At 72.0% G+C, this 26,672-nt stretch carries 21 protein-coding genes and 1 tRNA gene; 7 read left to right on the forward strand and 15 right to left on the reverse strand.

Features of this window, described 5'->3' with window-relative positions; all coding sequences use genetic code 11:
• Positions 1-83 precede the first annotated feature (83 nt).
• The gene (locus tag BLR90_RS12000) at positions 84-1,844 is read left to right on the forward strand and encodes a GAF domain-containing sensor histidine kinase (protein WP_091025449.1); all 1,761 of its coding nucleotides are present in this window, start codon (positions 84-86) and stop codon (positions 1,842-1,844) included.
• Positions 1,845-1,857: 13 nt separating this feature from the next.
• Here the strand turns inward: BLR90_RS12000 and BLR90_RS12005 are convergent, their stop codons facing one another.
• Positions 1,858-3,339, reverse strand: coding sequence for a sensor histidine kinase (locus BLR90_RS12005; RefSeq protein ID WP_143016202.1), 1,482 nt, complete (start codon positions 3,337-3,339; stop codon positions 1,858-1,860).
• An 84-nt stretch (positions 3,340-3,423) separates the two neighbouring features.
• Between BLR90_RS12005 and BLR90_RS12010 the strand changes: the two genes are divergently transcribed.
• Positions 3,424-5,100, forward strand: coding sequence for a bifunctional 3'-5' exonuclease/DNA polymerase (locus BLR90_RS12010; RefSeq protein WP_091025451.1), 1,677 nt, complete (start codon positions 3,424-3,426; stop codon positions 5,098-5,100).
• Positions 5,101-5,187: 87 nt separating this feature from the next.
• A complete protein-coding gene (locus BLR90_RS12015; RefSeq protein WP_091025452.1) occupies positions 5,188-5,466 on the forward strand; it encodes a hypothetical protein in 279 nt (92 codons plus the stop codon).
• A 25-nt stretch (positions 5,467-5,491) separates the two neighbouring features.
• On the opposite strand, the gene BLR90_RS12020 is transcribed toward BLR90_RS12015, so the two are convergent.
• Positions 5,492-6,838 carry a flavin monoamine oxidase family protein gene (locus tag BLR90_RS12020; protein WP_091025571.1) on the reverse strand — a complete coding sequence of 449 codons (1,347 nt, stop codon included), beginning with the start codon at positions 6,836-6,838 and terminating at the stop codon, positions 5,492-5,494.
• Positions 6,839-6,844: 6 nt separating this feature from the next.
• Positions 6,845-8,479: a phosphoglucomutase (alpha-D-glucose-1,6-bisphosphate-dependent) gene (pgm, locus tag BLR90_RS12025; protein WP_091025453.1), complete on the reverse strand. Its 1,635-nt coding sequence runs from the start codon at positions 8,477-8,479 to the stop codon at positions 6,845-6,847.
• 76 nt (positions 8,480-8,555) lie between these two features.
• Here pgm and BLR90_RS12030 point away from each other — a divergent pair, with 76 nt between their 5' ends.
• Both BLR90_RS12030 and BLR90_RS12035 read left to right on the forward strand, forming a co-directional pair.
• Positions 8,556-9,851: a M20/M25/M40 family metallo-hydrolase gene (locus BLR90_RS12030; protein ID WP_147212939.1), complete on the forward strand. Its 1,296-nt coding sequence runs from the start codon at positions 8,556-8,558 to the stop codon at positions 9,849-9,851.
• Between the two features lie 120 nt (positions 9,852-9,971).
• Positions 9,972-11,570 (forward strand): PQQ-binding-like beta-propeller repeat protein, encoded by a 1,599-nt coding sequence (locus BLR90_RS12035; protein WP_091025454.1) that lies wholly within the window; start codon positions 9,972-9,974, stop codon positions 11,568-11,570.
• 51 nt (positions 11,571-11,621) lie between these two features.
• On the opposite strand, the gene BLR90_RS12040 is transcribed toward BLR90_RS12035, so the two are convergent.
• The 6 genes from BLR90_RS12040 to BLR90_RS12060 all read right to left on the reverse strand — a co-directional run bounded on the left by BLR90_RS12040 (position 11,622) and on the right by BLR90_RS12060 (position 19,029).
• Complete coding sequence (locus BLR90_RS12040; protein ID WP_091025455.1) at positions 11,622-14,573, reverse strand: hypothetical protein; 2,952 nt, start codon at positions 14,571-14,573, stop codon at positions 11,622-11,624.
• An 85-nt stretch (positions 14,574-14,658) separates the two neighbouring features.
• A complete protein-coding gene (locus tag BLR90_RS12045) occupies positions 14,659-15,276 on the reverse strand; it encodes an SDR family NAD(P)-dependent oxidoreductase (RefSeq protein WP_342706585.1) in 618 nt (205 codons plus the stop codon).
• Positions 15,198-15,584, reverse strand: coding sequence for an SDR family NAD(P)-dependent oxidoreductase (locus BLR90_RS21720; RefSeq protein ID WP_342706586.1), 387 nt, complete (start codon positions 15,582-15,584; stop codon positions 15,198-15,200). The genes BLR90_RS12045 and BLR90_RS21720 overlap by 79 nt, the downstream gene beginning before the upstream one ends.
• Positions 15,581-16,396: a maleylpyruvate isomerase family mycothiol-dependent enzyme gene (locus tag BLR90_RS12050; protein WP_091025456.1), complete on the reverse strand. Its 816-nt coding sequence runs from the start codon at positions 16,394-16,396 to the stop codon at positions 15,581-15,583. The genes BLR90_RS21720 and BLR90_RS12050 overlap by 4 nt, the downstream gene beginning before the upstream one ends.
• A 100-nt stretch (positions 16,397-16,496) precedes the next feature.
• A complete protein-coding gene (locus BLR90_RS12055) occupies positions 16,497-17,096 on the reverse strand; it encodes a LysE/ArgO family amino acid transporter (RefSeq protein WP_218029410.1) in 600 nt (199 codons plus the stop codon).
• A gap of 73 nt (positions 17,097-17,169) precedes the next feature.
• Positions 17,170-19,029 (reverse strand): acyl-CoA dehydrogenase, encoded by a 1,860-nt coding sequence (locus BLR90_RS12060; RefSeq protein ID WP_091025457.1) that lies wholly within the window; start codon positions 19,027-19,029, stop codon positions 17,170-17,172.
• Between the two features lie 163 nt (positions 19,030-19,192).
• On the opposite strand from BLR90_RS12060, the gene BLR90_RS12065 reads away from it, so the two are divergent.
• Positions 19,193-19,651: an RrF2 family transcriptional regulator gene (locus BLR90_RS12065; protein ID WP_091025458.1), complete on the forward strand. Its 459-nt coding sequence runs from the start codon at positions 19,193-19,195 to the stop codon at positions 19,649-19,651.
• 66 nt (positions 19,652-19,717) lie between these two features.
• Here the strand turns inward: BLR90_RS12065 and BLR90_RS12070 are convergent, their stop codons facing one another.
• The gene (locus BLR90_RS12070) at positions 19,718-20,581 is read right to left on the reverse strand and encodes a hypothetical protein (RefSeq protein ID WP_091025459.1); all 864 of its coding nucleotides are present in this window, start codon (positions 20,579-20,581) and stop codon (positions 19,718-19,720) included.
• 118 nt (positions 20,582-20,699) lie between these two features.
• On the opposite strand from BLR90_RS12070, the gene BLR90_RS12075 reads away from it, so the two are divergent.
• Positions 20,700-21,152, forward strand: a complete 453-nt coding sequence (locus BLR90_RS12075) for a nuclear transport factor 2 family protein (protein WP_091025460.1) — start codon at positions 20,700-20,702, stop codon at positions 21,150-21,152.
• 1 nt (position 21,153) lies between these two features.
• Here BLR90_RS12075 and BLR90_RS12080 read toward each other — a convergent pair whose 3' ends face one another.
• From BLR90_RS12080 to BLR90_RS12100, 5 genes are all read right to left on the reverse strand, one after another.
• Positions 21,154-21,792 carry a DUF2461 domain-containing protein gene (locus BLR90_RS12080; protein ID WP_091025573.1) on the reverse strand — a complete coding sequence of 213 codons (639 nt, stop codon included), beginning with the start codon at positions 21,790-21,792 and terminating at the stop codon, positions 21,154-21,156.
• A gap of 39 nt (positions 21,793-21,831) precedes the next feature.
• On the reverse strand, positions 21,832-22,896 hold the full coding sequence (locus tag BLR90_RS12085; protein WP_091025461.1) for an NAD(P)-dependent alcohol dehydrogenase: 1,065 nt from the start codon (positions 22,894-22,896) through the stop codon (positions 21,832-21,834).
• A 77-nt stretch (positions 22,897-22,973) separates the two neighbouring features.
• Positions 22,974-23,049: transfer RNA gene (locus tag BLR90_RS12090), tRNA-Gly, on the reverse strand.
• A gap of 29 nt (positions 23,050-23,078) precedes the next feature.
• A complete protein-coding gene (locus BLR90_RS12095) occupies positions 23,079-23,864 on the reverse strand; it encodes an SGNH/GDSL hydrolase family protein (RefSeq protein ID WP_091025462.1) in 786 nt (261 codons plus the stop codon).
• A 32-nt stretch (positions 23,865-23,896) separates the two neighbouring features.
• Positions 23,897-26,641, reverse strand: a complete 2,745-nt coding sequence (locus BLR90_RS12100; RefSeq protein ID WP_091025463.1) for a hybrid sensor histidine kinase/response regulator — start codon at positions 26,639-26,641, stop codon at positions 23,897-23,899.
• Between the last annotated feature and the right edge of the window lie 31 nt (positions 26,642-26,672).

Consider the following 26,672-nt stretch of genomic DNA (forward strand, 5'->3'; position numbering starts at 1 on the left):
TGCGTGCACGACAATCCCAGAGGGACGAAGGTGGGGGAGCCATCGTGGCGCAGCAACACGGCACGCAAGCGACGGACGGGCAGGTGACCCGGACCGACCACTCCGGCTGGTCGGACTCGTCGGCCCGGGCGGTGCTCCAGCTGATGGTCGAGTCGGTCGCGGAGATGATCGGTTTCGAGGTCGCGACGCTGTCGGTGGTCCTCGGCGACCAGCTCGTGACGGTGGCCTACACCGGTCCCGACGAGTTCCGGGAGTACCTCGAGCAGCCCGACCCGGTCTCCGTCCTCGACCCAGTCGCCGAGCACGCGGAGTCGTGGGGACGCTTCCGGTTCCTCGCGTCCGAGACCTACGACGACGCCGACCTCGAGGGCCACTGGCTGGTGGTGGACGACGAGCACCCCGACGTGCCCGACGCATGGCACCCGCACGATGCCCTGGTCGCGTTCCTCACCGACGACGAGGGCCGGCTGGTGGGGGCCATGTCGGTCGACCGTCCCGTGACCCACCGGCGGCCGGACGCGGCGCAGCGGCGGCTGCTCGAGCGGTACGCCGCGCAGGCGGAGCGGGCGGTGATCACCGCTTTCGAGCGCGAGGAGCTGGTGCGACAGGTGGCCGACGCGGAGACCGCTCGCCAGCTGATCCGCTCCGCCTCGATGCCGGCCCAGGCCTCCCTCGAGGCGGTGCTCCAGCACACGCACCGCCCGCTGATCGAGGGCTTCCGCGCCACCGGCTCGTGGATCCAGGTGTTCGACCCCGACGGTGAGGGGCGTGGCTACGCGCGGGCGCATGACGGGGAACCCGTCGCGCTCTCGGACCGGATGGTCGACCTCGCGCTCCACTTCGCGCCGCGGTTGTGGGCCGAGCAGCGGGTTTTCGTGATCACGGAGGACTGCGAGTCCGACGTGCCCGACGGCACCGGGCCGCTGCTGGACCAGGCCCGTCGCCAACTGGCGGAGCTGGGGCTCAGCACGGCGCTCGGCATCCCGCTCGGCGTCGCCAGGGAGTGCCTCGGGTTCCTGGTGCTGTGCCGCCGTCCCCGGGACCCCGCCTGGACGCCGGGCGAGATCGGCTCGGCCCTGCAGATCGGGCACGACCTCGGCGCCGCCCTGATGACCGCACGCGCACTGGAGCGCGAGCGCAACCTGGTGCGCGAGCTCCAGCAGCTCGCCGACTACCGCACCCAGCTCATCGCCACGCTCTCCCACGAGCTCCGCACCCCCCTCTCCGTCATCTCCGGGAACCTGGAGATGCTCGGCGAGCTGGACCTGGAGCACCCGGCGACGCAGTACCGCGAGGCGATGGCGCGCGGCACGGGCCGGATGGCGAAGGTCGTCGACGACCTGCTGCTCCTCGCCCGCGTCAGCGACCCGCGGCACCCCCTGGAGCGCACGCCCGTCGACCTGCGGCTGGTGGCCGAGGACGTCCTCGCGCTCGTCGGCTCGTCCGCCCGGTCGAAGGAGCTGACCCTGCGCGTCGAGCTCGGCGACGAGCCGTTGCTGGTCCCCGGCGACCCCACGGAGCTGGACCGCCTGGTGGCCAACCTGGTGAGCAACGCCGTGAAGTACACCGGGAGCGGTGGGACGGTCGTCGTGGCGGCCGCCCGCCGCGCTGCTGACGTCGTACTCCAGGTCGGCGACGACGGCCTGGGGATCTCGGAGGAGGACCAGATCGGTCTGTTCAGCCCGTTCTTCCGGACCACCAACCCCGACGCGCTGAGCCAGCCCGGCACGGGCCTCGGCCTGTCGATCGTGGCCACCATCGTCGAGCGGCACCACGGTCGGGTCGAGGTCAGCTCGCGCGTCGGCGTGGGTACGACGTTCACCGTCACCCTCCCCGTCGCCTGACCGGCGACCGAGGTCAGGCCTCGAGCAGGGGCAGGGTCACCCGGAAGGTGCTGCCTCGCCCGACCTCGCTCTCGACCGAGATCGTCCCCTCGTGCGCGGCCACGATCGAGCCGACGATGTCGAGGCCGAGCCCGGTTCCGGGGATGTGCTTCGCGAGCGCGTCCCCGCCCCGGAAGAAGCGGTCGAAGACCTGGTCGACCTCGTCCGGAGCGATGCCGATGCCCGTGTCGCGCACCTCGAGCTCGACCCCGCCCTCCGTCTCCCGCAGGACGACGGTGACCGAGTCGTTCGTCTCGCTGTACTTCACGGCGTTGGAGAGCAGGTTGTCCAGGACCTGGCGGATCCGTTGCTCATCGACCACGGTCACCAGTCGCTCCGGCACGTCGAGCGTGAGGCTCACCCCGGACGCGCCGGCGACCGGCCGGGCCACCTCGCTGGCCTGCCGCACGAGTGCGACCAGGTCGACGGGTTCGGGACGCAGCCGAAGGTCTCCGTCGCCGGCCCGGCCCACGTGGAGCAGGTCGGAGACCAGGGACTCCAGGCGGGCCGCGTTGCGCTGCACGACGCGCAGCTGACGGGTGACGTCGGCCGGCAGGTCACCGCGCCCGGCCAGGATCTCGAGGTAGCCGAGCACCGTGGTGAGCGGCGTACGCAGCTCGTGGGAGACCGACGCGACGAACTCGTCCTTAACCTGGACGGCGCGCATCAGCTCGGTGATCTCCTGACAGGCCAGGGTCGCCCCGATCCGCTCGCCGGAGGCGTTGCGCACCTGGCGGGCGGACGTGGAGTAGGCCGAGCGGGTCCGGGGGTCCGCCCCCGCCCAGTAGGAGTAGTCGTCGAACTCCTCGCCCTGGACCGCGCGGTAGGACGGCATCTCCTCCCGGGACATGGGCGTGCGGCCGTCGAGGTGGTAGACGTGCCCGAGCTGTCCGGCCTCCCCGGCATGGCCGTCGGGGAACGCGACCTCGATGGCCTCCTGGTGGCGCCGGTTGGTCCGCTCGTAACGGCCGTCCTGGCCGATCAGCAGGAGCCCGACGCCCACGGTCTCGAAGATCGCCTCGAGCGCCTGCCGCTCGCGCTCGACGTCGGCGTGGGCGGCCCTCAGGCGCTCCGCCTGCTCCTGGTGCTCGGTGACGTCGAGGATCTGCGAGATGAAGTGCAGGGGTAGGCCGTCCTGGCCGCGCACGAGAGCCACCGACAGGTCACCCCACACGACGTAGCCCTCGGCGTGCAGGTAGCGCTTGCGCAGGCGGTAGGAGTCGATCTCGCCGGCCAGCGCCTGGGTGACGAGAGCGAGGTCCTCCGCGAGGTCGTCGGGGTGGGTGATCTCCTGGAAGCCACGCTTCGTGAGGTCCGCGACGGCGTACCCGAGCATGTCGGCCATCGCCGGGTTGACCCTCAGCAGGCGCCCGTTGGGGGCGACGAGCGCCATGCCGATCGGCGAGTGCTGGAGCGTGAGGTTCCACAGGGCTGAGCCGTCAGATGTGCTCTCCAACGGAACCCCCCTCCCGGTAGGCACGGTGTGTCGGGTCCACCGTAGGGGACCGGCGCCGTCCCCGCAGGGTGCCAGGGTGTCCCCATGACCCGGGTCTCGCTCTCGCGCCTGCCGGGCGAGCGGGTGCTGGCGGTCGACGGCGGGTCCGAGCGCGACATGGCGATGGCAGACCTGGCGGCGTACGTCGAAGCGCGCGAGGCGGACGCCGGGGAGACGCGCTGGGCGTGGGACGACACCGCACGGTGGTACCCGCCGCTGCTGGCGGCCGGTGTGCGGGTGGAGCGCTGCCACGACCTGCGGCTGGGCCACCACCTGCTGCGCCGGGCACCCGCGGTGGACCAGCAGCTGCTGGAGGGGGAGCAGTCGGAGCACTGGGACCGGCTCGGGCCGAGCGCACCGTCCGCGCCGACGCTGTTCTCGATCGACGACACGGCCGAGCACCTGCGGGCCGACCTCGAGGACGCCCGCCAGCTGGCCGCGGTGGCGGCCTCGCCGGAGGCTCCGCGGCTCGGGCTGCTGCTCGCGGCCGAGTCGTCGGGTGCGTTGGTCGCCGCCGAGATGACGCACGCCGGGGTGCCGTGGCGGGTGGACGTCCACGAGCGCCTGCTCCGCGACCTGCTCGGGCCGAGGCCGCCGCGCGGTGCGCGGCCGCAGCGGCTCGAGGCTCTCGTGGCCGAGGTGCGTGAGGCGTTCGAGGCGCCCGGCCTCAACCCGGACTCACGGCCCGAGCTGCTGGCGGCGCTGCGCCGGGCGGGTCTGGAGGTCGCCGACACCCGGGCGTCGTCGCTGCGCGTGCTCGACCACCCGGGCATCGAGCCGCTGCTGCGCTACAAGCAGCTGGCGCACCTGTTCTCGACCAACGGTTGGGTCTGGATCGACCAGTGGGTGAGCGACGGCCGGTTCCGACCGTCGTACCAACCGGCCGGCTCGACCACCGGCCGCTGGTCGTCCAACGGCGGCGGTGCCCTGTCGTTCCCGGCGCAGGTGCGGCCGGCGGCCGTGGCCGACGAGGGCTGGGTCTTCGTCGTCGCCGACGTGGCCCAGCTCGAGCCGCGCGTGCTCGCCGGGATGAGCGGCGACCGCGCGTTGGCCCAGGCCGCCCGGGGCGCCGACCTCTACCAGGGGATGGTCGACGCCGGCGCGGTCGCCAGCCGCATGGACGCCAAGCTCGGTCTGCTCGGCGCGATGTACGGCGCCACCAGCGGCGAGAGCGGCCGCATGGTCGCCGGCCTCACCCGGCGCTACCCCCTGGCGTTCGGTCTCGTCGAGGAGGCGGCGCGTGCGGGTGAGCGGGGCCAGATCGTGCGCACCCTGCTGGGCCGCGGCTCACCCAGCCTCGGCGACGCGTGGGACCGCGACCCCGACGACCCACCGGGCGACCCGGACGCGCAGGCCCGCTACCGGCGCGCCTACGGCCGCTTTACCCGCAACTTCGTCGTGCAGGGCACCGGCGCCGAGTGGGCGCTGTGCTGGATCGCCGACCTGCGCAACCGGCTGTGGCGGTTGGGCTCGTCTGGGCCCCTGGATGCCCGCCCGCACCTGGTGTTCTTCCTCCACGACGAGGTCGTCGTCCACACGCCCGTCCGCCTGGCTAGTGCTGTGACTGCTGCGGTCACCGAGGCGGCAGCGACTGCCGGTGGGTTGCTGTTCCGCGACCTCGCCATCGACTTCCCGCTCAACATCTCGACCGTTCGTTCCTACGCCGACGCCGGCAAGCCGGGCGCACCCGAGTCCGCGGGGGACGGAGGCCCGCGCGCGTAGCAGGGTGGAGCCAACTCACCCCTTGCTGTCGCTGGGCCGCCGCATGCGTACCTTCGGAGTACCGACAACCGAAGAAGGAAGTGCCTCATGGGTCTCTTCAAGATCAGTAGAAGTCCGCAGGCACAGGCAGAACGGGATCTCAAGATCGGGGGGCGGACCAGTCACCGGAGTCTCCGAGAGCTCCAGGACCAGCTTCACGCCGTCGGAGATCTTGGCCTCGACCTGGACGAGACCGTGCGGAGCCCGAGCCAACGCCAGAAGGTCGATATCGCCACGCTGCTCAAGGCATTGACCATCGCGACTGAAACCGCTGAGCAGGCGCTCGCGGAGGTCATCGCACTCCGGCAGGCACTCGAGGGACCCTGACAGACGGCAATCCGGGGCGCCGCGGTCACGGACGCTGGGTGAGGACCTCTCGGGCCGTGGCCGAGCCGGAGCGCACGGCTCCTTCCATGTAGCCGTTCCACTCCACGGCGTACTCGGCGCCGGCCCAGTGGATCCGGTCGACGGGCGGGCGGAGGGCGTGGCCGTAGCTGGTCCACACGCCCGGGGCGAAGTGGGCGCCGTAACAGCCTCGGGTGAACTCCTCGGCACTCCAGTCCTTCTCGACGTAGTCGGTGGGGGTGGCGGCCTGCGGGCCGAAGTAGCTCGTGAAGCAGTCCAGCACGGCACGGCGGCGCTCGTCCGCGGGGAGCCGCTGCCACTGACGTGCCTCGTTGCCTTCGACGAAGCCGAGGAGGATGCCGACCTCGCCGTCGGGTGGCGAGACGTCGAAGGTGACCTTGACCGGTCCGGTGTCGGTGGCGGCCTGGCCGTTGAGTCCCTGGTCGCGCCAGAACGGCGTCTGGTAGGCGGCGAAGGTCTTCGCGACCGTTCCCGCCGGCACCCGCTGGGTGAGCTGGTCGCGCCAGGCCGGCAGCAGCGGGTCGTAGTGCAGGCGTCCGGCGAGCGTGGGCGGGAGCGCGACCACGACACGGCCGGCGGTGATCGTCTCCCCGGACCTCGTGATGATCCGGGTGCCCGACGCATCCTGGGCGACCGTCGTGACCGGCGTCGAGAGTCGTACGTCGAGGCCCTCAGCGAGCCGCTGGGCCACGAGCACCGAGCCACCCACGACCCGGTCCTGCTGGGCGCCGTGGTCGACGGCGAGCAGTGTCTCGAGGTCGGCGTTGCTCACGGCGTAGAACAGCGCGTGCAGGAGCGAGAGGTCGCTGGCGTCGGCGGCGAACACCGCCTCGGTCGCGATCCGGAAGTAGGCCCGGCCGGCGGGGGTGCGCAGGTTGCGGCTTACCCAGGTCTCGAAGGTCTGGCCGTCCAGCTGGTGGGCGCGCGGGTGCGCCCACGGCTGGGCAGGGTCGACGCTGCGGGCGAGCCGCCCGAAGCGAGCCATGCCCTGCGCGAGGTCGGCGATCGCGACCGGGTTCAGACGGGGGATCGCGCCCTTCTTGCCGGAGACGAGCGCGCGCTTCCTCCCGAGCCGGATCAGCAGCTTGCCCTCGTCGTTCCACGTCCGGAACGTCTCCAGCCCGAGCTCGTCGACCAGTGCGTACATCCGCGAGTGCCCCTCGCCGATCCAGGTGCCGCCGAGCTCGATCGGCTGCCCCTCGAGGGTGCCGCCCTCCAGGCGGCCGCCCACGCGGTCGCGGGCCTCGACGACGACCACCTCGCCGCCGGCCTGTTGGAGCTCACGCGCCGCCGACAGACCCGCCAGGCCGGCACCGATCACCACGACCTTCATGGCCACTCAGCCCAGCGCCGCCGACACCACGTCGCGGGCCTCGTCCTGCACCTGGGCGAGGTGCTCGGCGCCACGGAACGACTCGGCGTAGATCTTGTAGACGTCCTCGGTGCCGGACGGCCGGGCGGCGAACCACGCCGACTCGGTGGTCACCTTGAGGCCGCCGATCTTGGCGCCGTTGCCGGGGGCCTCGGTGAGCTTGGCGGTGATCTCCTCACCGGCCAGGCGGGTGGCGCTGACGTCGTCGGGGGAGAGGGCGGCGAGCTTGGCCTTCTGGGCGCGGTCGGCGGGCGCGTCGATGCGGGCGTACGCCGGGTCGCCGTGCTCGGCGACCAGGTCGGCGTAGTGCTGGCTGGGAGTCCGTCCGGTGCGGGCCAGGATCTCGGAGGCGAGCAGCGCGAGGATCAGTCCGTCCTTGTCGGTGGTCCACGTGCCGCCGTCCATGCGGAGGAACGACGCCCCCGCCGACTCCTCGCCGCCGAAGCCGAACGACCCGTCGATCAGGCCGGGCACGAACCACTTGAAGCCGACCGGCACCTCCACCATCGGCTTTCCGAGCGATGCCGCGACCCGGTCGATCATCGACGACGACACCAGCGTCTTGCCGATCCGGGCGCGGTCCGGCCAGCCCGCCCGGGCACCGCCGAACAGGTAGCCGATCGCGACAGCGAGGAAGTGGTTGGGGTTCATCAGTCCGCCGTCGGGCGTGACGATGCCGTGCCGGTCTGAGTCGGCGTCGTTGCCGGTGGCGATGTCGTAGTCGTCCTTGCGACCGATCAGGGACGCCATGGCGCTGGGCGACGAGCAGTCCATCCGGATCTTCTCGTCCCAGTCGAGAGTCATGAACCGCCACGTCGGGTCGACCAGCGGGTTGACCACGGTCAGGTCGATCCGGTGCCGGTCGGCGATCGCTGCCCAGTAGTCGACGCTCGCGCCGCCGAGCGGGTCGGCACCGATCCGCACGCCCGCTTGGCGGATCGCGTCGATGTCGACGACCGAAGGAAGGTCGTCGACGTAGGTCCCGAGGAAGTCGTACGACGAGGCGGCGGCGCGGGCGCGCGCGAACGGGATGCGCCGTACGCCGTCGAGGCCGGCGGCGATCAGCTCGTTGGCGCGCGCGGCGATGACGGAGGTCGCGTCGCTGTCGGCCGGGCCGCCGTGCGGCGGGTTGTACTTGAAGCCGCCGTCGCTCGGCGGGTTGTGCGACGGGGTGACGACGATGCCGTCGGCCAGCCCCGAGGTCCTGCCGACGTTGGCGCGGATGATCGCGTGCGAGACGGCCGGGGTCGGCGTGTAGCGGTCGTCGGCGTCGACCAGCACGGTGACGTCGTTGGCGGCCAGCACCTCGAGCGCGGTCGCCCACGCCGGCTCGGACAGCCCGTGGGTGTCGCGCCCGATGAACAGCGGCCCGTCGTACCCCTGCTCCTTGCGGTAGTCGCAGATCGCCTGCGTCGTCGCCAGGATGTGGGTCTCGTTGAAGCTGGTCCTGAGGCTCGTGCCGCGGTGCCCGCTGGTCCCGAACGCGACCTGCTGGTCGACGTCGCCCGGGTCCGGGACTCCGGTGTAGTACGCCGTCACGAGGTGCGCGACGTCGACGAGGTCCTGCGGCTGGGCGGGCGTGCCCGCGCGAGATTCGGCCATGGCCCCATCATGCACGGACCCGACGACGAGGGTTTCCTCGCTTCTGGTGCGGCGACGCCGTGCCTAGCGTCCTGGCATGAGGATGATCCGGCTGGTCTGCCTGACGACCGCGCTCACCTGCAGCCTGCTGCTGCCCGGCGCCACCACCCCTGCCCACGCGTTCGAGAGCAACGGTCCCGACATCGCGGTCGGCAACGTCACCGCGCACCTCCAGGCGCTGTCGGACATCGCGGCCGCCAACGGAGGCAACCGCGCGCACGGGACCAGCGGACACAACGCGAGCGTCGACTACGTGAAGGGCAAGCTGGACGCCGCCGGCTACACGACGCAGAAGGTCGCGTTCACCTACAACGGCAAGACCGGCTACAACCTGATCGCCGACCTCCCCGGCGGCGACACGACCAACACGGTCATGGTCGGCGGGCACCTCGACGGCGTCTCGTCGGGTCCCGGCATCAACGACAACGGCTCCGGCTCGGCGGCGATCCTCGAGGTCGCGCTGCGGCTGGCGGCCAGCGGCGAGACGCCGACCAAGCACGTGCGCTTCGCCTGGTGGGGCGCCGAGGAGCTCGGCCTGATCGGCTCGACCCGCTACGTGCAAGGGCTCACGACGACCCAGCGCTCGCAGATCGACTCCTACTACAACTTCGACATGGTCGCCTCGCCCAACCCCGGCTACTTCCTCTACGACGGCGACAACTCCGACGGCACGGGCTCGGGCCCCGGCCCCACCGGCTCGGCCCAGCTCGAGCAGGTCCTCGGCGACTACTTCACCGGGATCGGCGTGCCCACGCGTGGCACGGACTTCGACGGGCGCAGCGACTACGGACCGTTCATCCAGTACGGCATCCCGGCCGGCGGCACGTTCACCGGCGCCGAGAGCCGCAAGACCGCGGCCCAGGTGCAGCTCTGGGGCGGCACGACCACGGCCCACGACCCCTGCTACCACTCGTCCTGCGACACCATGGCCAACCTCAGCACCACCGCGCTCGACCGCAACGCCGACGCGATCGCGCACGCCGTCTGGACCGTCGCGCAGGTCGGCGACGTGACGCCGCCGCCCGCCGCCTGCGCCGAGCACACCGGCACCGGCACGCTCGCGTCGCGCGCCACGTCGTACCAACCCTCGAGCACGGGCTTCGCTGCCGCGGCCGCCACCATCCGCGGCTGCCTCGACGGCCCGACCGGCACCGACTTCGACCTCTACCTCCAGCGCCGCAGCTCCACCGGCACCTGGTCGAACGTCGCGGCGTCCGAGAGCTCCGGCGCCGACGAGGAGATCTCCTACACCGCCACCGCCGGCACCTACCGCTGGCGGGTCTACGCCTACTCCGGCTCCGGCGCCTTCACTCTCGGGTACGACGTGGAGTGACCCTCCCGAGGGGAAAGTACGGAACGTTTTCGACCTGGAAAGGTCCGATCCGGGTCGATTTCGTTCCGTACTTTCCCGGGTGGCCGACAGGCGGTGAGCCGCAACCGGTAGAACTTCCCTGTGAAGTTCCAGCGCACGGCCGCCCTGCTCGGAGTGGTGTTGCTGATCTGGGCCCTCGGTCCGCTGGTGCTGCTCGCCGCTCTGGTGGCGCTCGGCTTCCCGCGCGTACGCCGTTGGCTGCGCCCGACCCGCCGGGTGGTGGCCATCTGGGCGGCCACCGTCGTCGTCCTGGTCGGCGTCGTGGTCCTGGTCCCCGACGGCTACCTGCCGATCCCCCCGGGACCGGGCGCGCTGGTGACGCCGGGCTACGTCGGCAGCCCGGCCACGCCAGACCCGATCGACCTGCGCATCCCGCAGCACCCACGGCTCGCCTCCAACGGCAACAGCTCCATGCACAACGACGGCTGGGCGTCCGACGCGTACGCCGGGCCCGGCCCGCTCGGGGAGTCGCCCCGGGTCGACACCGCCTGGTACGGCCTCGAGGAGTGCGCGACGCTCGCCTTCGACTCCCGCGACCGGCTGATCGCCCTGTGCGGCAACATCTCCGGGCCGGTGATCCACGTGCTCGACCCCGAGTCGATGCGCGCCCAGGCCACCCTCGAGCTGCCCGGCCGCCGCGACAACGGCAACGGCAAGAAGCCCTGGGAGAACCTCTGCGGCGGCTCCTACTTCTTCCTCGACGACCAGGACCGTGCGGTCACCGCCACCACCGAGCGCAGCATCGTCGCGATCACCACCGCCGACGGCGAGGGGGAGCCGGACCTCACCATCCAGACGTCGTACGACCTCACCGAGCAGGTGCCCGAGGACGACTGCCTGATCGCGCTGATGCCCGACTGGGGCGGCCGGATCTGGTACGAGACCGAGGACGGCCGGGTCGGCTTCGTCGACCCCGGCACGGGCCGGGCGACGGTGCTGGACCTCGGTGAGGAGATCGCCAACTCCTTCTCGGTCGGCGCCGACGGCGGCGTCTATGTCGTCACGGTCAACGCGCTCTACAAGCTCGGCGTCGACGCCGCGGGGCGTCCCGCGGTCACGTGGCGCACCACCTACGACCGCGGCACCGACACCAAGCCCGGGCAGCTCAGCCGCGGCAGCGGTACGACGCCGACCCTGATGCCCGGCGGCCTGGTCGCGATCACCGACAACGCCGAGCCCCGGATGAACGTGCAGTTCTACGAGACCGGCGACGGCAGCCTGGTCTGCCAGCGCGCGGTCTTCGGTGACGGTGCCAGCGCGACCGACAACTCCCTGGTGTCCGTGGGCGACGGCGTCATCGTCGAGAACAACTACGGATACGGCGGCCCGCTGAGCACCATGTTCGGCAGGGCCACCCCGGGTGGGTTCGCCCGCGTCGACGTCGCCGGCGGGGAGTGCGAGCTCGTCTGGACCTCCGAGCAGGTGGCGCCGACGTCGGTCGCCAAGGTGTCGCTGGAGACCGGCCTGGTCTACGCCTACACCAAGCGCAAGAGCTGGCTGGGCGTCAACGCCTGGTACTTCACGGCGATCAGCGCCCGCACCGGCCGCACGGAGTTCTCGGTGCGCACCGGTCTCGGCACGCTGTTCAACAACCACTACTCCGCGGTGACGCTGGCCCCCGACGGCTCGGCGTACGTCGCCACCCTCGCCGGCCTGGTCCGGATCCGCGACCGTGAGTGACCCGCGGCTTGTCGGCCCAGGGTCGACGGTGACCCGACTTCGGTCGCGGAGTCACCGACCTGGGTCCAGCGTCCGGACCAGCTCGTCGATGTTGCCGTAGCTGAGCTTGGCGACCAGCCGCTGGTCCGCGAGGGCGTCGTCCATCGGTCGCTGGCTCGCCGTGGACAGCACCCAGCCGAGCGGGCCGGCGATCCCGGGGCTGGTCGCCTGGTAGACCACGAACACCGAGTGCGCCCGCCACTCGTCGACGCGGGACACGAGGTCGGAGCCGTCCACGCTCCACAGCTGGTCGGTGGCCAGCGCCGCGGTCGCCCGCTGGAGCTGTGAGTCGGTGGAGTACAGCGACTTCTTGGCCTTCAGCGCGGTGGCGACCGGCACCAGCACCTCGAGCGCCGGCTCTGGCGTGGGGGCGGCCAGGTCGGAGCCGCTGCCGTTGTCGAAGTAGACGAGCAGCGGCACGACCAGGGTCGTCGGCCGGGCACCGCAGTCCGGTCCGGCCATCAGGACGCAGTCGTTGTGGGCGCGCACCCAGGGCAGGACCTGTGGCGCGAGGTCCACCAGGGTGCCGATCCCGGTGTTCTCGGCGTACCCGCCGTCGACGTACTGCTGGTCGACGCCGGCGCACTCCTCGGACCCCGCGGGGGTGACGAACGGGAAGCGGGACGCCAGCAGGGCCGCGGTCGAGGTATACAGCTGCCCGGTGCACGCGACCAGGTCGGAGCTGCCGGCGACGTCCGTCGGCTCACCGCAGCCGGATCTCGTCATCTCCCCCAGCGCGACCTGGCTCACGAGCGCGCGGCAGCCTGTGGTCGAGGAGGTCGAGTTGAGCACCAACGGCCCGGTGATGCCCCAGCTCCACGACCCCCGGGCCTGCAGCCACGGCTCTCGCAGCTCCGGGATCTGCTCCTCCCAGGACTCCTCGATCAGCGCCGCACGGTCGGCCCACGTCGCGTCGTCGCGTCCCTCCGCTCCGAAGGACGGCAGCCCGATCCCGGTGGCGGCGAAGATCGTGTCGCGCAGCACCATCCCGGTGACCGCCTCGGTCAGCCCGTCCGGTCCACTGATCTGCCGCACCGCCTCGCGGGCATCCCCGGGGTCGCGCACCGAGGCGATGGCCAGGCCCAGCGCCCCGCCGGACGCCCCGGACGAGACGAACGCGCCACCGCAGACCTCGGGCCCGGGGGTGAGGGCGGCGATCTGGTCGACCCCGGACGCGGTCCAGTACGCCGCCCGGATCCCGCCGCCCTCGGCGGCGTACATCACGAGCGGTCGGACCCGCTGGCCTTCGAGCTCGGTCTCGCAGACGCCGTCCGGGTCGGCGGCCAGCCACTGGTCGAGGAGCACGGGCACCCCGGCGCGTACCCCGATCCCGGCGTCGTTGGGGCCGTCGCGCACCGGGTGCACGTCGTCGCCGGTGCCCGCGACGGCCGTCGCGAGGCAGGCCAGGACCACCAGTGACGTGGTGGGTGTGAAGGCGAGGGTGCGCGGGGTGAACCAGAACGCCTCGGGGGCACCCGGACGCTGGGTGATGACGACGACCGACGCGATCAGGATGCTGAGCGAGCCGAGGGCCAGCTGGAAGGTGGCGATCACGCCGAGTCCGGCGGCGGCCCAGCCCGGCAGCAACGCGAGGAGCAGCCCGGCCAGGGTGCTCAGGGCGAGTGCCAGCCAGCTGACGGGGTGCTGCTTGAGGCTGGCCAGGCTCGCGCTGCGCGAGGTGCGGCTGCGTGCTGGGGAGTCGATGCCAGGCGTCAGGAGCACCGTCGCCGCGTTGCGGTCGGCGGCATCCGCGAGCCGCCCGAGGCACCACCCGTACAGGGGCCAGGTGACCGCCACGGTGACGACGCCGATGAGCATGAGCGCGAGCGCCTGCCATCGGTCGTCGCCGAGCGCGACGACCGCGGTGAACGACCGGATCGCCCCGAGCCCGGTGACCACGAGCAGCACACCCGGCAGCACATCGCCCACCAGGGAGGCCGCCCGGAACCGGTCGGCTGTCACCTTCGGCCGTGTGGGGCGCCGGGCCGCCGACCCGCTGGAGCGCACGCGCCTGACCCAGGAGCAGAAGCCGACGAGGATCGGGATCGCGGCGAAGCCGCCTGCACGCCGCCACGCCACCTCACCTCCACCGACCTGCACGGCCACGCCGGCGACGAGCAGGACGACCGGCCCCGCGAACCACAGGAGCAGGGGCGACAGGGGGTCGGCCTCCTCCGGCAGCTCGACCGTCGTACGACGCCAGAGGTGGTCGGTGCGCTGCCGCCCGACGACGAACGTCGCGCCCGCCAGCACCGCCGTGACGAACGCCGCGGCGACCACGTGCCAGGGCCCGTCGTCGACCCAGCGACGCTGGATGTCCGGGACCTGCTCGACGATGTCCGGCCCGGCCACCAGCCCCAGCAGTGCCAGCGGCAGCACGATGATGGCTGAGTAGCGATGCGTGTAGAACGCCCCGGCCCCGAGCCGGAGCCCGGAGACCAGGTCCCGTCCCCGCATGACGACGAGGACGAGGACCGCGACCGCGAGGCCGGCCCACTTCACGTAGGACGCGAACGGCAGCGGGGTCTCCCAGCGCCCGAGGATCAGGACCCCCTCGGTCAGGTCCGCGGCGACCGCGACCACGGCGGCGGCCCCGGAGGCGACCGCCGCCCAGGCGCGCCCGAACGTCGTGGCCCGCGCGAGCTCGTGGACGACCCACCGCATCAGGAGCGCCCCGTAGGTCAGGGCGAAGGCCACGTCCAGGAAGACGTAGCCGGTGAGCCAGGCGTCGAGGCGGTGCTCCGCGGCGTCGGCCGGCCCGAAGAGGAAGCGCCAACCCTCGTGCGCGGTCTCGGGCCAGTGCAGGCCGGTCAGGTCGGTCGGGGTCCAGCGGGTGCCGTCCTGGAGCACCTGACCGACCAGCCCGTCGAGCTGGCGCAGGGCGATGGCGAGCGCGGCCGCCAGCGAGAGCAGGGTCGCGAGCCCGGCGTCGATGCGGGCCAGTGGTGCAGGTCGGTCGGGCATGGGCGATCCCGTTCGTGCGGGGGAGCGGTGCGGCCCAGACAACCGTGGGGGGAGTGTGCCACTGCGCGGCCCCGCCGGGGAAGGCCTAGGGGTAGTCGATGCCGGTGGTCCGCTCGCTGATCTCCCACAGCCGTCGCTGCGCGATCCGGTCGTAGGAGGCCTTGCCGCTGGTGACGATCTGCGGCGCCCCGGCCATCTGGGCCAGGCCGCTCGGTCCGCAGTAGGTGCCACCCGGCAGGTCAGCGGTCGCGGCCATCAGGCTCGGCCACGCGCCGGCCGCCGCCGACTGCGACACGGCCCGGATCGCGGCGTCGAGGATCGACGCGGTGCCACCGGAGGACCGGCCGTACTGGCCGTTGGCGGCCAGGTGCGTGCCGGCGAAGCCGGGGTGGGCGGCCAGCGCCTTCAGCGGCAGACCCGCCTCGCGCGCCCGGCGGTCGAGCTCGTAGGTGAAGAGCAGGTTGGCGAGCTTGGTCGCGCCGTAGGTGGGCCACTTGGAGTACCTGCCCTGCTGCGCCTTCGGGTCGCCCAGCGGCGCGCCCTTGGCATAGCGGTGGAACTGCGACGACACCGCCACCACCCGCGCGTCGCCGCTGGCGGCGAGCTGCGGGAGCAGCAGCCCGGTCAGCAGGAACGGGCCGAAGTGGTTGGTCGCGAGCTGGAGCTCGAGACCGTCGGCGGTGCGGGAGTAGGGCGTGCCCATGACGCCGGCGTTGTTGATGAGTACGTCGATCGGGCGAAGGCGGCCGCGTCGCCAGCGGCCCGACGTACGGACGCCAGGTCGGAGACGTCGACGGTGAGCCGCTCGAGCTCGGCGTCGGGAACCTCTCCGTGGATCGCCTCGTCGGTCTCGGCGATCTTGCTCTCGGTGCGGCCGGCCAGGATCACCCGGGCGCCGCGGCGGGCCAGCTCGAGCGCGGTGTGGTGGCCGAGGCCCCCGACCGTGGTGCCGGTGACCAGGATGGTGCGCCCGCTCTGGTCGGGTACGGCGTCCAGCCGCCAGTCGCTCACGGGGTCGTCGCCATCGCGTCGACGACCCGCTGTCCGACGGCTCGGTCGCCCTCGATGCTCACCACTCCCGGCTCGACCGGGGAGCGGCCGCCGGCCAGCACCACGAACGTCGGCCGGTCCATCCGCAGCCGGACCGTCGGCTCGGTCGGCACCTCGCTGAGACGCTCCCCGCGGCCGGCGTCGTTGACCGTGAACGCGAACGGGTTGCTGCCGGCCATCTCGAGGACCAGGGTGGTGCCCGGGTCGGCGCCGACCTTCTTGGCCAGCACGAAGCCGAGGCTCTCGGCGAGGTACTCCGCCGTGTGCTTGGCCGGGACGGTGTCCATGCCGCCGGGGAGGCCGACCGCGCGGCGTACGTCCTGCTCGTGCATCCACACGTCGAGCGGCCGGTTGCGCAGCAGCACCTCCCAGGTCCACGGGACACCGCCGAAGATCACCTCGGGCTTGGCCTTGGCATCGGTCGGCGGGTCGGCCAGGAGCCTGGTGTGGCGCGCGGTGGTCGCCTCGCGGATCTCGTTGATGATCGCGTCGGGGCTGCTGTCGCGCCGGTTGACGACCCCGATCTCGGTGTAGAGCCCCATGAAGCCGGTGACGTGGGCCGGCTCGCCGACCTCGGCGGTCTCCTCGGGGCCACCGGCGAGGATGCCCTCGAGGTGCGCGACGTGGGAGGCGCAGGCGCGGACGTCCCACCCCGGAAGGTCGGTGGGCGTCGCCCACTGCTCGGGGGTCAGCTGCTCGAGCAACGTGGTGAAGTCGTTGATCGCCTCCCACCAGACCTCGATGTAGCCGGCAAGACGCTCCTGGTCGCTCATGTCAGCCACCCTAGTGAAGATCACTGGCGCTGCTCGACCGTCCGAGGAGGGAGTGCGAGCGCAGCGAGCACTCCCAATGGAATGACGGAGTCATTCCACGTCACCCTAGGGCCAGGTTGAGCGCGATCCCCAGCATGGTGAGCCCGATGAGTACGTCGAGCACGCGCCACGCCCCGGCGGTGGCGAAGAGCCGCTGCGCGAAGCGGGCCCCGTAGCCGAGCGTGGTGAACCACAGCAGGCTGGCGGCGCAGGCGCCGACCGCGAACCACCAGCGCCCGTCGCCCTCCGCGGTCGCGATCGAGCCGAGCAGCAGCACGGTGTCGAGGTAGACGTGCGGGTTGAGCCAGGTGAGGGCGACGGCGGTCCCGACCGCTCGGCGCAGGGTCGGCGCCCCGGCCCGCGCGGCCTCGAGCGGCTGCGGACGCCGGGCCCGCAGCAGGGACGAGAGTCCGTACCAGGTGAGGAAGGCGACGCCGAGCCAGCGCACGACGTCGAGCACCCACGGCGCCTGCTCCACCACGGTCCCGATGCCGCTCACCCCGGCCAGGATCAGTACCAGGTCCGAGACCGCGCAGACCGCGACGACCGGACCGACGTACTGACGCACGAGGCCCTGCCGCAGCACGAACGCGTTCTGTGCGCCGATCGCGACGATCAGGGTCAGGCCGGTCGCCAGACCGGTCAGGAGCGAGTGCAGCACGCCCCGAACCTAGGGCACCCCGAAATGCACGTTGACCCGCCCGAAAGTTTCGGGCGGGTCAACCGTGGGTGGATCAGAAAGCGGCTTCGTCGAGGTCCATCAGCGAGAGGTCGGTGGCCTCCGCGATGGCGCGCTCGGCGCTGAGCCGGGGCAGGTTGGTCTGCGCGAAGAACTGCGCCGCCGCGACCTTGCCCTCGTAGAACGCCTTGTCCTTGCCGGGATCACCGGCGAGCTTCTCGAGGGCCACCTCGGCACCTCGCAGCAGCAGCCAGGCACACACGACGTCACCCAGGGCCATCAGCAGGCGGGTCGTGTTGAGGCCCACCTTGTAGATGTTGCGGATCTCGCCCTCGGCCGACATCAGGTCGTTGATCATGTGACCGACGATGGCGTTGGCGTCCTCGAGGGCCTGGGCCAGCAGGTCCCGCTCGACCTTGAGCCGACCGTTGCCGGCCTCGGACTTGATGAAGCCCTCGATCTCGCCGGCGAGGTGGCCGAGCGCCTTGCCCTGGTCCTTGACGATCTTGCGGAAGAAGAAGTCCTGGCCCTGGATCGCGGTCGTGCCCTCGTAGAGGGTGTCGATCTTGGCATCGCGGACGTACTGCTCGATCGGGTACTCGGACAGGAAGCCCGAGCCGCCGAAGGTCTGCAGCGACTCCGTGCCGAGCAGGACCCACGAGCGCTCCGAGCCGTAGCCCTTGACGATCGGCAGCAGCAGGTCGTTGACCTTCTCGGCCAGCTCGTCGCGCTCGCCGGCGTGCTCGGCCAGCATCACCTTGTCCTGCCAGGACGCGGTGTAGAGCACCAGCGACCGCATGGCCTCGGCGAACGACTTCTGCGTCATCAGCGAGCGGCGTACGTCGGGGTGGTGCGTGATCGTGACCCGCGGGGCGGTCTTGTCGCCCGACTGAGTGAGGTCGGCGCCCTGCTGGCGCTCCTTGGCGTAGTCGAGGGCGTTGAGGTAGCCGGTCGAGAGCGTGGCGATGGCCTTGGAGCCGACCATCATCCGGGCGTTCTCGATCACCTGGAACATCTGCGCGATGCCGTTGTGGACCTCGCCGAGCAGCCAGCCCTGGGCCGGCTCCCCGCCGTAGACCGAGGAGTCACCGAAGGTGACCTCGCAGGTGTTGGAGACCTTGATGCCCATCTTGTGCTCGACGTTGGTGACGTAGGCGCCGTTGCGCTCGCCGGTGAGCTCGCCGGTCTGGTGGTCGAAGTGGTACTGCGGGACCAGGAACAGGCTGAGGCCCTTGGTGCCAGGGCCGCCGACGCCGTCGATGCCGACGGGGCGGGCGAGCACCAGGTGCATGATGTTCTCGCTCATGTCGTGCTCGGCCGAGGTGATGAAGCGCTTGACGCCCTCGATGTTCCACGAGCCGTCGTCGTTGAGCGTGGCCTTGGCGCGACCGGCGCCGACGTCGGAGCCCGCGTCGGGCTCGGTCAGGACCATCGTGCAGCCCCACTGACGGTCGACCATGATCTGGGCGATCTGCTTGTCGCGCTCGTTGCCGTTGCGGTAGACGACGTTGGCGAATGCCGGGCCGGCGGCGTACATCCACACGGGGGCGTTGGCGCCGAGCACCATCTCGCCGAGCGCCCACACCAGGCTCGAGGGGGCGGGCTGGCCGCCGAGCTCCTCGAAGACCTGCAGGCGCCACCACTCGGAGTCCATCCAGGCCTGGTAGCTCTTCTTGAACGACTCGGGGATGTCGGCCTTGCCGGTCTTGGGGTCGAACACCGGCGGGTTGCGGTCGCTGTCCTCGTACGACGCCGCGAGCTCCTCGCGGGAGAGGCGGTCGACCTCGGCGAGGATCGAGCGAGCGGTCTCGCTGTCGACCTCGGCGAACGGGCCGGTGCCCAGGACCTCGTCGCGCCCCAGCATCTCGAAGAGGTTGAACTCGATGTCGCGAAGGTTGCTCTTGTAGTGGCTCACGGAACCCACCGTTTCTGTGTCTTGAGGATTCATCGACGCGCGCGGCAGCGGATTGCTACTGGTCGGTAACATAATGATAGGCAGGGGTTCAGCGGCGCGCAAGCCAGCGATGGTCAGGGCCTTGGTCCAGTAACTGAGTCGAGACATCTGACACACTTGCTTCATGCGAGTCTCCGCCAAGTCCGACTACGCCCTCCGCGCGCTGATCGAGATGGCTTCGCGCGTCGACGGTCGCGCGGTCAGCGCCGAGGAGCTGGGCAAGCTCCAGGAGATCCCTCACGGCTTCCTCCAGGCGATCCTGGCCGACCTACGCCGCTCCGGAATCGTGATGTCGCAGCGCGGCCAGTCCGGTGGCTGGCGGATGGGTCGGCCCGCGGCCGACGTGTCGGTGGCCGACGTGATCCGCGCTGTCGACGGCCCGCTGGTCTCCGTCTACGGCCTGCGCCCCGAGGCGGTCAGCTACAACGCCTCGGCCGAGGTGCTCCAGCACGTGTGGATCGCCGCCCGCCGATCGCTGCGCGACGTCTTCGAGGCGGTCTCCATCCAGCAGCTCGCCGACGGCAAGCTCCCCAAGGCGGTCACCACGCGCACCGCCGACGAAGACGCCTGGCAGCCTCACTGAGTGGAGGACTTCGTCCTCCATCGGGAGTACTCGCTTCGCTCGTACTCCCGGGCCAGCCGCCCCACGTCAGGCGACCGACGGGTCGTCCGCACCCCGCTTGAACCGGCGCTTGCGCTCGAGCCCGACCAGCCTGGTCTCCAGGGTGTCGTTGCGGCGCGCGAGCCGGTCGACCGTACGCAGCGCCTCGGCGAGCGCCGCGTCGGTGGACGTCACCAGCGTGACCGGGTCCGGGACCTCCATCGCCTCGGGGACGAGGTCGGAAAGGTCGCCGTGGACGTCGAGCTCGCGGCTGGCCAGCTGGCAGGCCCACCGGCGGCCGAGGTCGCGCAGGGCGTCGTACCGCTCCGTCGACACCAGCCGCGGCGGCCGGGGCACGGCCGGCTTGCCGACGCCGTCCAGCGGCAGCGACGCGGTGCCGAAGCCCACGACCCGGCCGAAGGCCTTCCAGATCGTGCGGCGGCTGCGGTCGGCCGGGGCGACGAGCACGTGGAGCCGCTCGGTCTTGCCCAGGGCGGTCGCCCACCGGTCGAGGAGGGCGCCCAGGTCGAGGTCGGGCTCGGTCCAGGTGTCGGGGGCGGCCACGGTCATGAGGACGTGCACCTTGAAGCCGCGCAGTCCGTCGAGCAGCAGCGCGATCTGGTCGGGGGTCGAGTCCGCGAGCAGAGGCTGGCTGAAGACCAGCGTGTCGTTGCCCTTGTAGCCGCGCCGGCAGATCTGCGCCCAGGCGCCCTCCACCTCGGCGCGGCGGAAACCCCAGGCGCGGTGCTCGCGCCGGATCTCGATCGCCGCCCGGAACATCTCCTCGGTCGCGCCGGGGCGGCGTACGCCGAGCGCCGCGAGCGCGTGCTGGTGCCGCTCCAGAGCGGCGTCGAGGAAGTTGCCGGAGTGGTCGTCCAGCCCGACGTGCAGGAAAGCCTTGCGCTTGGCCATGCCGTCACGGTGACAGTCTCCGGCGAGGGCGGTCCGAGCGTGCGGTGAACGCACGGTGGCCGGCGCCGGAAGCCTCGGAGATCTAGAACGTGTTCCAGTTCCGTCCTACGATGCCTCCATGATCACGTCGGACGCCATCATCTGGAACGCCCCCAACGACCCCCACCCCGCCCGCGCCGCGTCGCAGCGGTCCTACTCAGCGGTCGCCAAGGGGGACCTGGCCGAGTGGCTGACGGTCTACGCCGCCGATGCCGTCCTCGAGGACCCGGTCGGCCCCTCGATGTTCGACGCCGAGGGCAAGGGCCACCGCGGCCACGAGGGCATCTCGGCCTTCTGGGACGCAGCGATCGCGCCGATCGAGACCTTCGAGTTCACCATCACCGACTCGTTCGCCAACCCCGGCAGCAACACCTGCGCCAACATCGGCTCGATCCGTACGACGTTCCCCGACGGCAGCCACACCACCACCGACCTGATCATGGTCTACGTCGTCAATGACGACGGCACCGTCGCCTCCATGAAGGCCTACTGGGAGCCCGACCGCACCATGGCCAGCTTCACCAAGGCCTGACCTACTCAGCGGCGGCGAAGGCGCGCTCGAGCCAGGAGACGAGGGGCTTGAGTGCGCGCCAGTCAGTGCGCACGTGGTCGACCAGCTCGGCGGTGTGGATGAAGTCCGCGAAGCCGTAGGGCTTGCCGGCCAGGAGCTGCTTGTGGCGCAGCAGGTCGATGCGCGGGTGGTCGGCGTCGTAGCCGCGCGGAGTGGTCTTGAGCCGCTCGCCGCTGATCTCGAAGCCGTCCTTCTCGAGCTTGGTGAGGATGCGCTTCAGGGCCGGTCCGGTCTTGTCGTCGGCCACCGCGTCTCGTACGGCGGCCAGTCGCGGCCCGGCGGCCTCGTAGTAGCCGGCGCCGACGCGCATGCCCTGCGGGGCGATCTCGACGTACCAGCCGGTGGCGGGACCGGCCGCGACAAACGCGCCCTGGTGCGTCTTGTACGGCGTCTTGTCCTTCGCGAAGCGCACGTCGCGGTAGGGCCGGAAGATCTTGGCCGCACCGAACTCCGGCTCCAGCGCGGCGGTCAGCCCCTGCATCGGGGTGAGCACGGCCTGCTCGTAGACGGCCTTGTGCGCGGCCCAGTACGACTTGGTGTTGTCGACCTCGAGGTCGTCGTAGAAGTCGAAGGCCGCGACGGGAAAGCCAGTGAACTCCACGGTGCCCACCCTACGGAGGCGCCGCCCGCCCCCTCGAGGTCAGGCCCGGTAGGCGTCGCGCGGCACGACCACGGCGCGCCCCGCGACCTCGCCGGCCGCGAGCCGTCGGTAGGCCTCAGGCGCGTCGGCCAGCGAGAAGCGCGTGATGTCGGGCCGGAGCAGCCCGCGCGCAGCCAGGTCGAGAACCTCGACCAGCTCGCCACGGGTGCCCCAGTAGGTCGTCTGCAGGCTCACCTCGTAGGCCTGGCTGAAGAACGAGAACGGCACGCTGCCACCCGCGATCCCGACCAGGGTGAAGTCGCCGAGCATCCGGGTCGCGGCCAGGCCGGTCTGCATGGTCGCCTCGGACCCGACGAAGTCGAGCACCACGTCGGCTCCCCGGCCGTGCGCCGCCTGGCGGATCGTCGCCGCGGTGTCGGCGTCCGGCGACAGGCTCAGGTCGGCCCCCGCCTCATCGGCGAGCTGCCTGGCCTCAGCGCGCGGGTCGACCGCGATCACCTGGGCCGCGCAGACTGCCTTGAGGAGCTGCACGGCGAGGTGGCCGAGCCCGCCCACGCCGATCACGACCGCGGTCGCGTCCGGGGTCAGCTTGGGCAGCGAGCGCTTGATCGCGTGGTACGGCGTGAGGCCGGCGTCGGTCAGCGGCGCGGCGTGCACGGGATCCAGGCCGTCGGGCAGCGGCACCAGGAAGCGCGCGGCCGGCACCAGCAGGTACTCCGCCATCCCGCCGTCCAGGCCGAGCCCGCCGCCTCCGGCGGGGACGGGGGCGTTGGCGGGGTCCTCGCAGTAGGTCTCGAAGCCGACCCGGCAGCGCGCGCAGGCGCCGCAGCCCCAGGCTCCGACGACCGCCACCGGCTGCCCGGGCTCCGGGCCGGTCACGCCGGTGCCCAGCGTGTGCACCCAGCCGGCGTTCTCGTGGCCGAGGGTGAACGGCAGGTGCCAGGGCAGCAGTCCGTCCTCGAAGTCGTGCATCAGGTGGAGGTCGGAGTGGCACGCGCCCGCGCCACCCACCTGGACGAGCACCTGGCCGGGGCCGGGCTCGGGGACCGGCACGTCCTCCAGGACCGCCTCGGACTTCCAGCCGTTGAGTCGTAGAGCATGCATGGCGACACCCTTCCCTCAGGGCGATCGTCCGCCGAGGGTTCGACAATGGGAAGGGTCGGAGGTCCCGACGTGAGAGCTGGAGCGGACGACGAGATTCGAACTCGCGACATCGACCTTGGGAAGGTCGCGCTCTACCAACTGAGCTACGTCCGCACGGCCCGGTGTACCGGGTCGGCGTCAGACTATATCGACGCGTCCACGCCGCCGGGGCCCACCCGCCCGAGGGTCGGGTGGCGGGGCGAGACGGTGTCGCCGGACGACCGACCGGTGAGGCGGCGGTGCACCCACGGCGCCGCGGACCCGCGCACCCAGGTCGCGTGCTCGCGCAGCTGCTCGCGGCGCCCGGCGACCGTGAGGTCGCGCAGGGGCAGCGGCTCCAGGCCGTGGTCGACGCCCAGGACGTCGAGGACCTCGATCGCCATCCGCTGGTGACCGGCCGGCCCCATGTGCATCCGGTCGTCGTCCCACAGCCGCCAGTCGCGGTACTCCCGCAGTCGCCAGAAGTCGACGATCGACGCCCCGTGCCGGTCGCCGCTCTCGCGGACCAGCTCGTTGTAGAGCGCGAAGCGACCACGAAGCATCCTGTACGTCGCCGAGCCGCCCGGGTCGAAGGCCGTGAACACGAGCAGCCGGGCGCCGGTGGCCGCGAGGCGGCCGAGCGCTTCGTCGTACCGCCCGACCAGGGTGTCGAGGTCGACCTTGGGGCGCAGGATGTCGTTGGCGCCGGCGTAGACGGTGACCAGGTCGGGCTCGAGCGCGAGGGCCGGCGCGACCTGCTCGTCGAGCACACCGGCCATCTTGCGGCCGCGGATCGCGAGGTTGGCGTAGCCGAAGTCGTCGTTCTGCTCGGACAGCACCTCGGCGACGCGGTCGGCCCAGCCGCGCAGCCCGTTGGGTCGGGTGTGGTCGGGATCGCCGACCCCCTCGGTGAAGGAGTCACCCAGTGCGACAAACCTGTGGAACGACATGGCCCCATTCTGCTGGGCGCTCGGCTGCGGGCTCAGCCGAGGTCGGTGAAGGCCTCGTCGGCGCGCGCCACCTCGAGGTGGATGAGGGAGGCGGTGACCATCAGGTCGAGGGGCTCGTCCGCGCGTACGGCGTCGTCGACCGACGCGCACAGGGCGGCGAGCGCGAGCGCGCCCAGCGACGCGCTCGACGACCGCAGGCTGTGCGCGACCCCGCCGACCGCCTCCCGGTCGCCGGAGGCCGCGCCGCTGTCCAGCTGCTCCAGGAGGTGCCGCGACTCGCGGCGCCATGCGGAGACGAGCGTGTCGCGGAACCCGGGACCGTTCGCCCCGAGGTGGCGGGTCAGCGCGTCGAGCGCCGCCGGGTCGACCGCCGGCCCGCCGGGTGCAGGTGTGAGCGCGGGCGCGGCGGGCGGCGCCGCGGAAGCGCGGGTGGTCACGCGGGCCAGCACGTCGGCCAGCTCCTCGGCGCGCACGGGCTTGGCCAGGTGGTCGTCCATGCCCGCCGCGAGGCTGGCCTCACGGTCCTCGACCAGGGCGTTGGCGGTCATCGCCACGATCCGCGGCTGGCGGTCGGCCGGCAGGTCGGCCCGGATCCTGCGGGTCGCCTCGAGGCCGTCCATCACGGGCATCTGCACGTCCATCAGCACCAGGTCGTACGCCGCGTTCCTGAGTGCCTCGACCGCCTCGGCGCCGTCGCTCACGACGACCGGACGCTGACCCAGTCGCTCGAGCATGAGGACGGCGACCTTCTGGTTGACCGCGTTGTCCTCGGCGAGCAGGATCCGCAGCCGCCCCACCCGTTCGGGGCGTTCGGTCGCGCGGTGCTCGGGCTCGGTGGAGCCCAGGGCGCGGGCCACGACCGCCCGCAGGGCAGCGGCCTTGACCGGCTTGGTGAGGTGCACCAGGTCGGGCACCTCCGCGAGGGTGATCCGGTCTCCCAGAGACGTGAGCAGGACCAGCGGGATCTGCTCCCAGCCCGGGAGGGCGCGGAGCGTCACGGCGAGCTCGGCGCCGTCCATGTCGGGCATGTGCATGTCCAAGATCGCCACGTCGTACGCCGCGTCGGCGCCACGCACGCGGTCGAGGGCCTCGAGCGGCAGGCCGTCGTCGTCGACCGACATCCCCCACGCCTCCAGCTGGGCCCGCAGGATGCGCCGGTTGGTGGGGTTGTCGTCGACGATCAGGGCGCGCTTGCCGGGCAGCTGCGCGGGCGCGATGCGGACCCGGTCCTCGAGCTCGTGGCCCGGCGTGAACGGCGCGACCAGGGTGAACGTCGAGCCGGTGCCGACCTCGCTGCTGACGTCGAGCCGGCCACCCATCGCCTCGGCGAGGCGCAGGCTGATCGCCAGCCCGAGTCCGGTGCCGCCGTGCGTGCGGGTGGTGCTGCTGTCGACCTGGCTGAAGGAGCGGAAGAGCCGGTCCATCCGGTCCGCGGGGATCCCGATCCCGCTGTCGCGCACTGCGAACGAGAGCACGGGACGTCCGTCTGGCCCGGCCGATTCCGCGGTCACCGACACGAGGATCTCGCCCTGCTCGGTGAACTTGACGGCGTTGCCGAGCAGGTTGACCAGGACCTGGCGCAGTCGGGTGACGTCGCCCTCGACCACCGGCGGCACCTCGAGGTCGATCTGGGCGACCAGGTCGAGCCCCTTCGCGGTCGCCTGCGCGGCCACGAGGTCCAGCGAGCTCTCGACGCAGTCGCGCAGGACGAACGCCTGGTGCTCGAGCTCGAGCTGCCCGGACTCGATCTTCGAGAAGTCCAGCACGTCGTTGATGATTGTCAGCAGCGCATCGCCGCTCTGGCGCACGGTCTCGGCGAACTCGCGCTGCTCGTCGGTGAGCGGACTGTCCAGCAGCAGCCCGGTCATCCCGACGACGGCGTTCATGGGCGTGCGGATCTCGTGGGACATGGTGGCCAGGAAGGCGGACTTGGCCGCGTTGGCGTCCTCGGCCTCACGTCGGGCCTCGCGCAGCTGCTGCGCGCGTCGTTCGGTGCCGGCGCGCTCGGTGCCGAGCGCCTCGGCGAGCTCGTCCAGGCCGTCACCCACGGCGCGCAGCTCGGCCGGCCCCTGGGGTCGGCTGCGGGCCGAGAGGTTCCCGTCGCGCAGCTCGCTGATCGTGCCCAGCAACCCCTGGACCGGCTCGAGGATGGCGCCACGCAGGCTCCTGAGCTGCCGCCCCACGATCAGCAGCCCGGCGCACAGGAGCACCACCTGGAGCGCCAGGGCGCCCTTCACGACCCGGCCCCGCTCCGCCTCGGTGTCCTCGCGCAGGACGTTGGCTGCGACCTCGACGTCGTCGTGGGCCGCACGGTAGTCGTCGAACAGCAGCCGGCCCTCGGTCACGAACTCTCGTTTGTAGGGGCTCACCCCCGAGGAGGAGATGGACCCGCCGACCTGCACGGCCCGGTTGGCCCACTGCGAGGTCCAGGCGCGGCGGCGCTCGTCCTGGACGTCGATGAGCCCGAGCAGCTCGTCGTTGTCGGTGAGGAGGTCACGGGCCGCTGCGAGGTGCTGCACGACCACGTTGCGGCCCTCGAGGTACGGCGCCAGGGACTCTGCGTCGCCGGTGATGAGGAAGGCGCGGAGCCCGGTCTCCTGGTCGAGCATGGCCAGGTGCGCCAGCCGCAGCTCGCGCCCCGCGTCGGTGGCGCGCACCTCCTCGGCGTCGAGGTGGAGGTTGAGGTAGGCGAGCATCGCCATGTTGATCAGGGCCGCGACGGCCACCACCAGGAACGCCGTCCGCGTGACGCGGGCGACCTGGCGGGCGAGGGTCATGGGCAAAGACTCCCACGCCGACGAGACCGTG

This window comes from Nocardioides szechwanensis (genome assembly GCF_900103935.1).
Classification (GTDB): Bacteria; Actinomycetota; Actinomycetes; order Propionibacteriales; family Nocardioidaceae; genus Nocardioides; species Nocardioides szechwanensis.

Excerpts from the sequence above, each read along its gene's own strand:
- BLR90_RS12010 (WP_091025451.1), top strand. The coding sequence starts at position 3,424 with ATGACCCGGGTCTCGCTCTCGCGCCTGCCGGGCGAGCGGGTGCTGGCG.
- BLR90_RS12015 (WP_091025452.1), top strand. The coding sequence starts at position 5,188 with ATGGGTCTCTTCAAGATCAGTAGAAGTCCGCAGGCACAGGCAGAACGG.
- BLR90_RS12020 (WP_091025571.1), bottom strand. The coding sequence starts at position 6,838 with ATGAAGGTCGTGGTGATCGGTGCCGGCCTGGCGGGTCTGTCGGCGGCG.
- pgm (WP_091025453.1), bottom strand. The coding sequence starts at position 8,479 with ATGGCCGAATCTCGCGCGGGCACGCCCGCCCAGCCGCAGGACCTCGTC.
- BLR90_RS12030 (WP_147212939.1), top strand. The coding sequence starts at position 8,556 with ATGAGGATGATCCGGCTGGTCTGCCTGACGACCGCGCTCACCTGCAGC.
- BLR90_RS12040 (WP_091025455.1), bottom strand. The coding sequence starts at position 14,573 with ATGCCCGACCGACCTGCACCACTGGCCCGCATCGACGCCGGGCTCGCG.
- BLR90_RS12045 (WP_342706585.1), bottom strand. The coding sequence starts at position 15,276 with ATGGGCACGCCCTACTCCCGCACCGCCGACGGTCTCGAGCTCCAGCTC.
- BLR90_RS12050 (WP_091025456.1), bottom strand. The coding sequence starts at position 16,396 with ATGAGCGACCAGGAGCGTCTTGCCGGCTACATCGAGGTCTGGTGGGAG.
- BLR90_RS12065 (WP_091025458.1), top strand. The coding sequence starts at position 19,193 with ATGCGAGTCTCCGCCAAGTCCGACTACGCCCTCCGCGCGCTGATCGAG.
- BLR90_RS12070 (WP_091025459.1), bottom strand. The coding sequence starts at position 20,581 with ATGGCCAAGCGCAAGGCTTTCCTGCACGTCGGGCTGGACGACCACTCC.
- BLR90_RS12075 (WP_091025460.1), top strand. The coding sequence starts at position 20,700 with ATGATCACGTCGGACGCCATCATCTGGAACGCCCCCAACGACCCCCAC.
- BLR90_RS12085 (WP_091025461.1), bottom strand. The coding sequence starts at position 22,896 with ATGCATGCTCTACGACTCAACGGCTGGAAGTCCGAGGCGGTCCTGGAG.
- BLR90_RS12095 (WP_091025462.1), bottom strand. The coding sequence starts at position 23,864 with ATGTCGTTCCACAGGTTTGTCGCACTGGGTGACTCCTTCACCGAGGGG.
- BLR90_RS12100 (WP_091025463.1), bottom strand. The coding sequence starts at position 26,641 with ATGACCCTCGCCCGCCAGGTCGCCCGCGTCACGCGGACGGCGTTCCTG.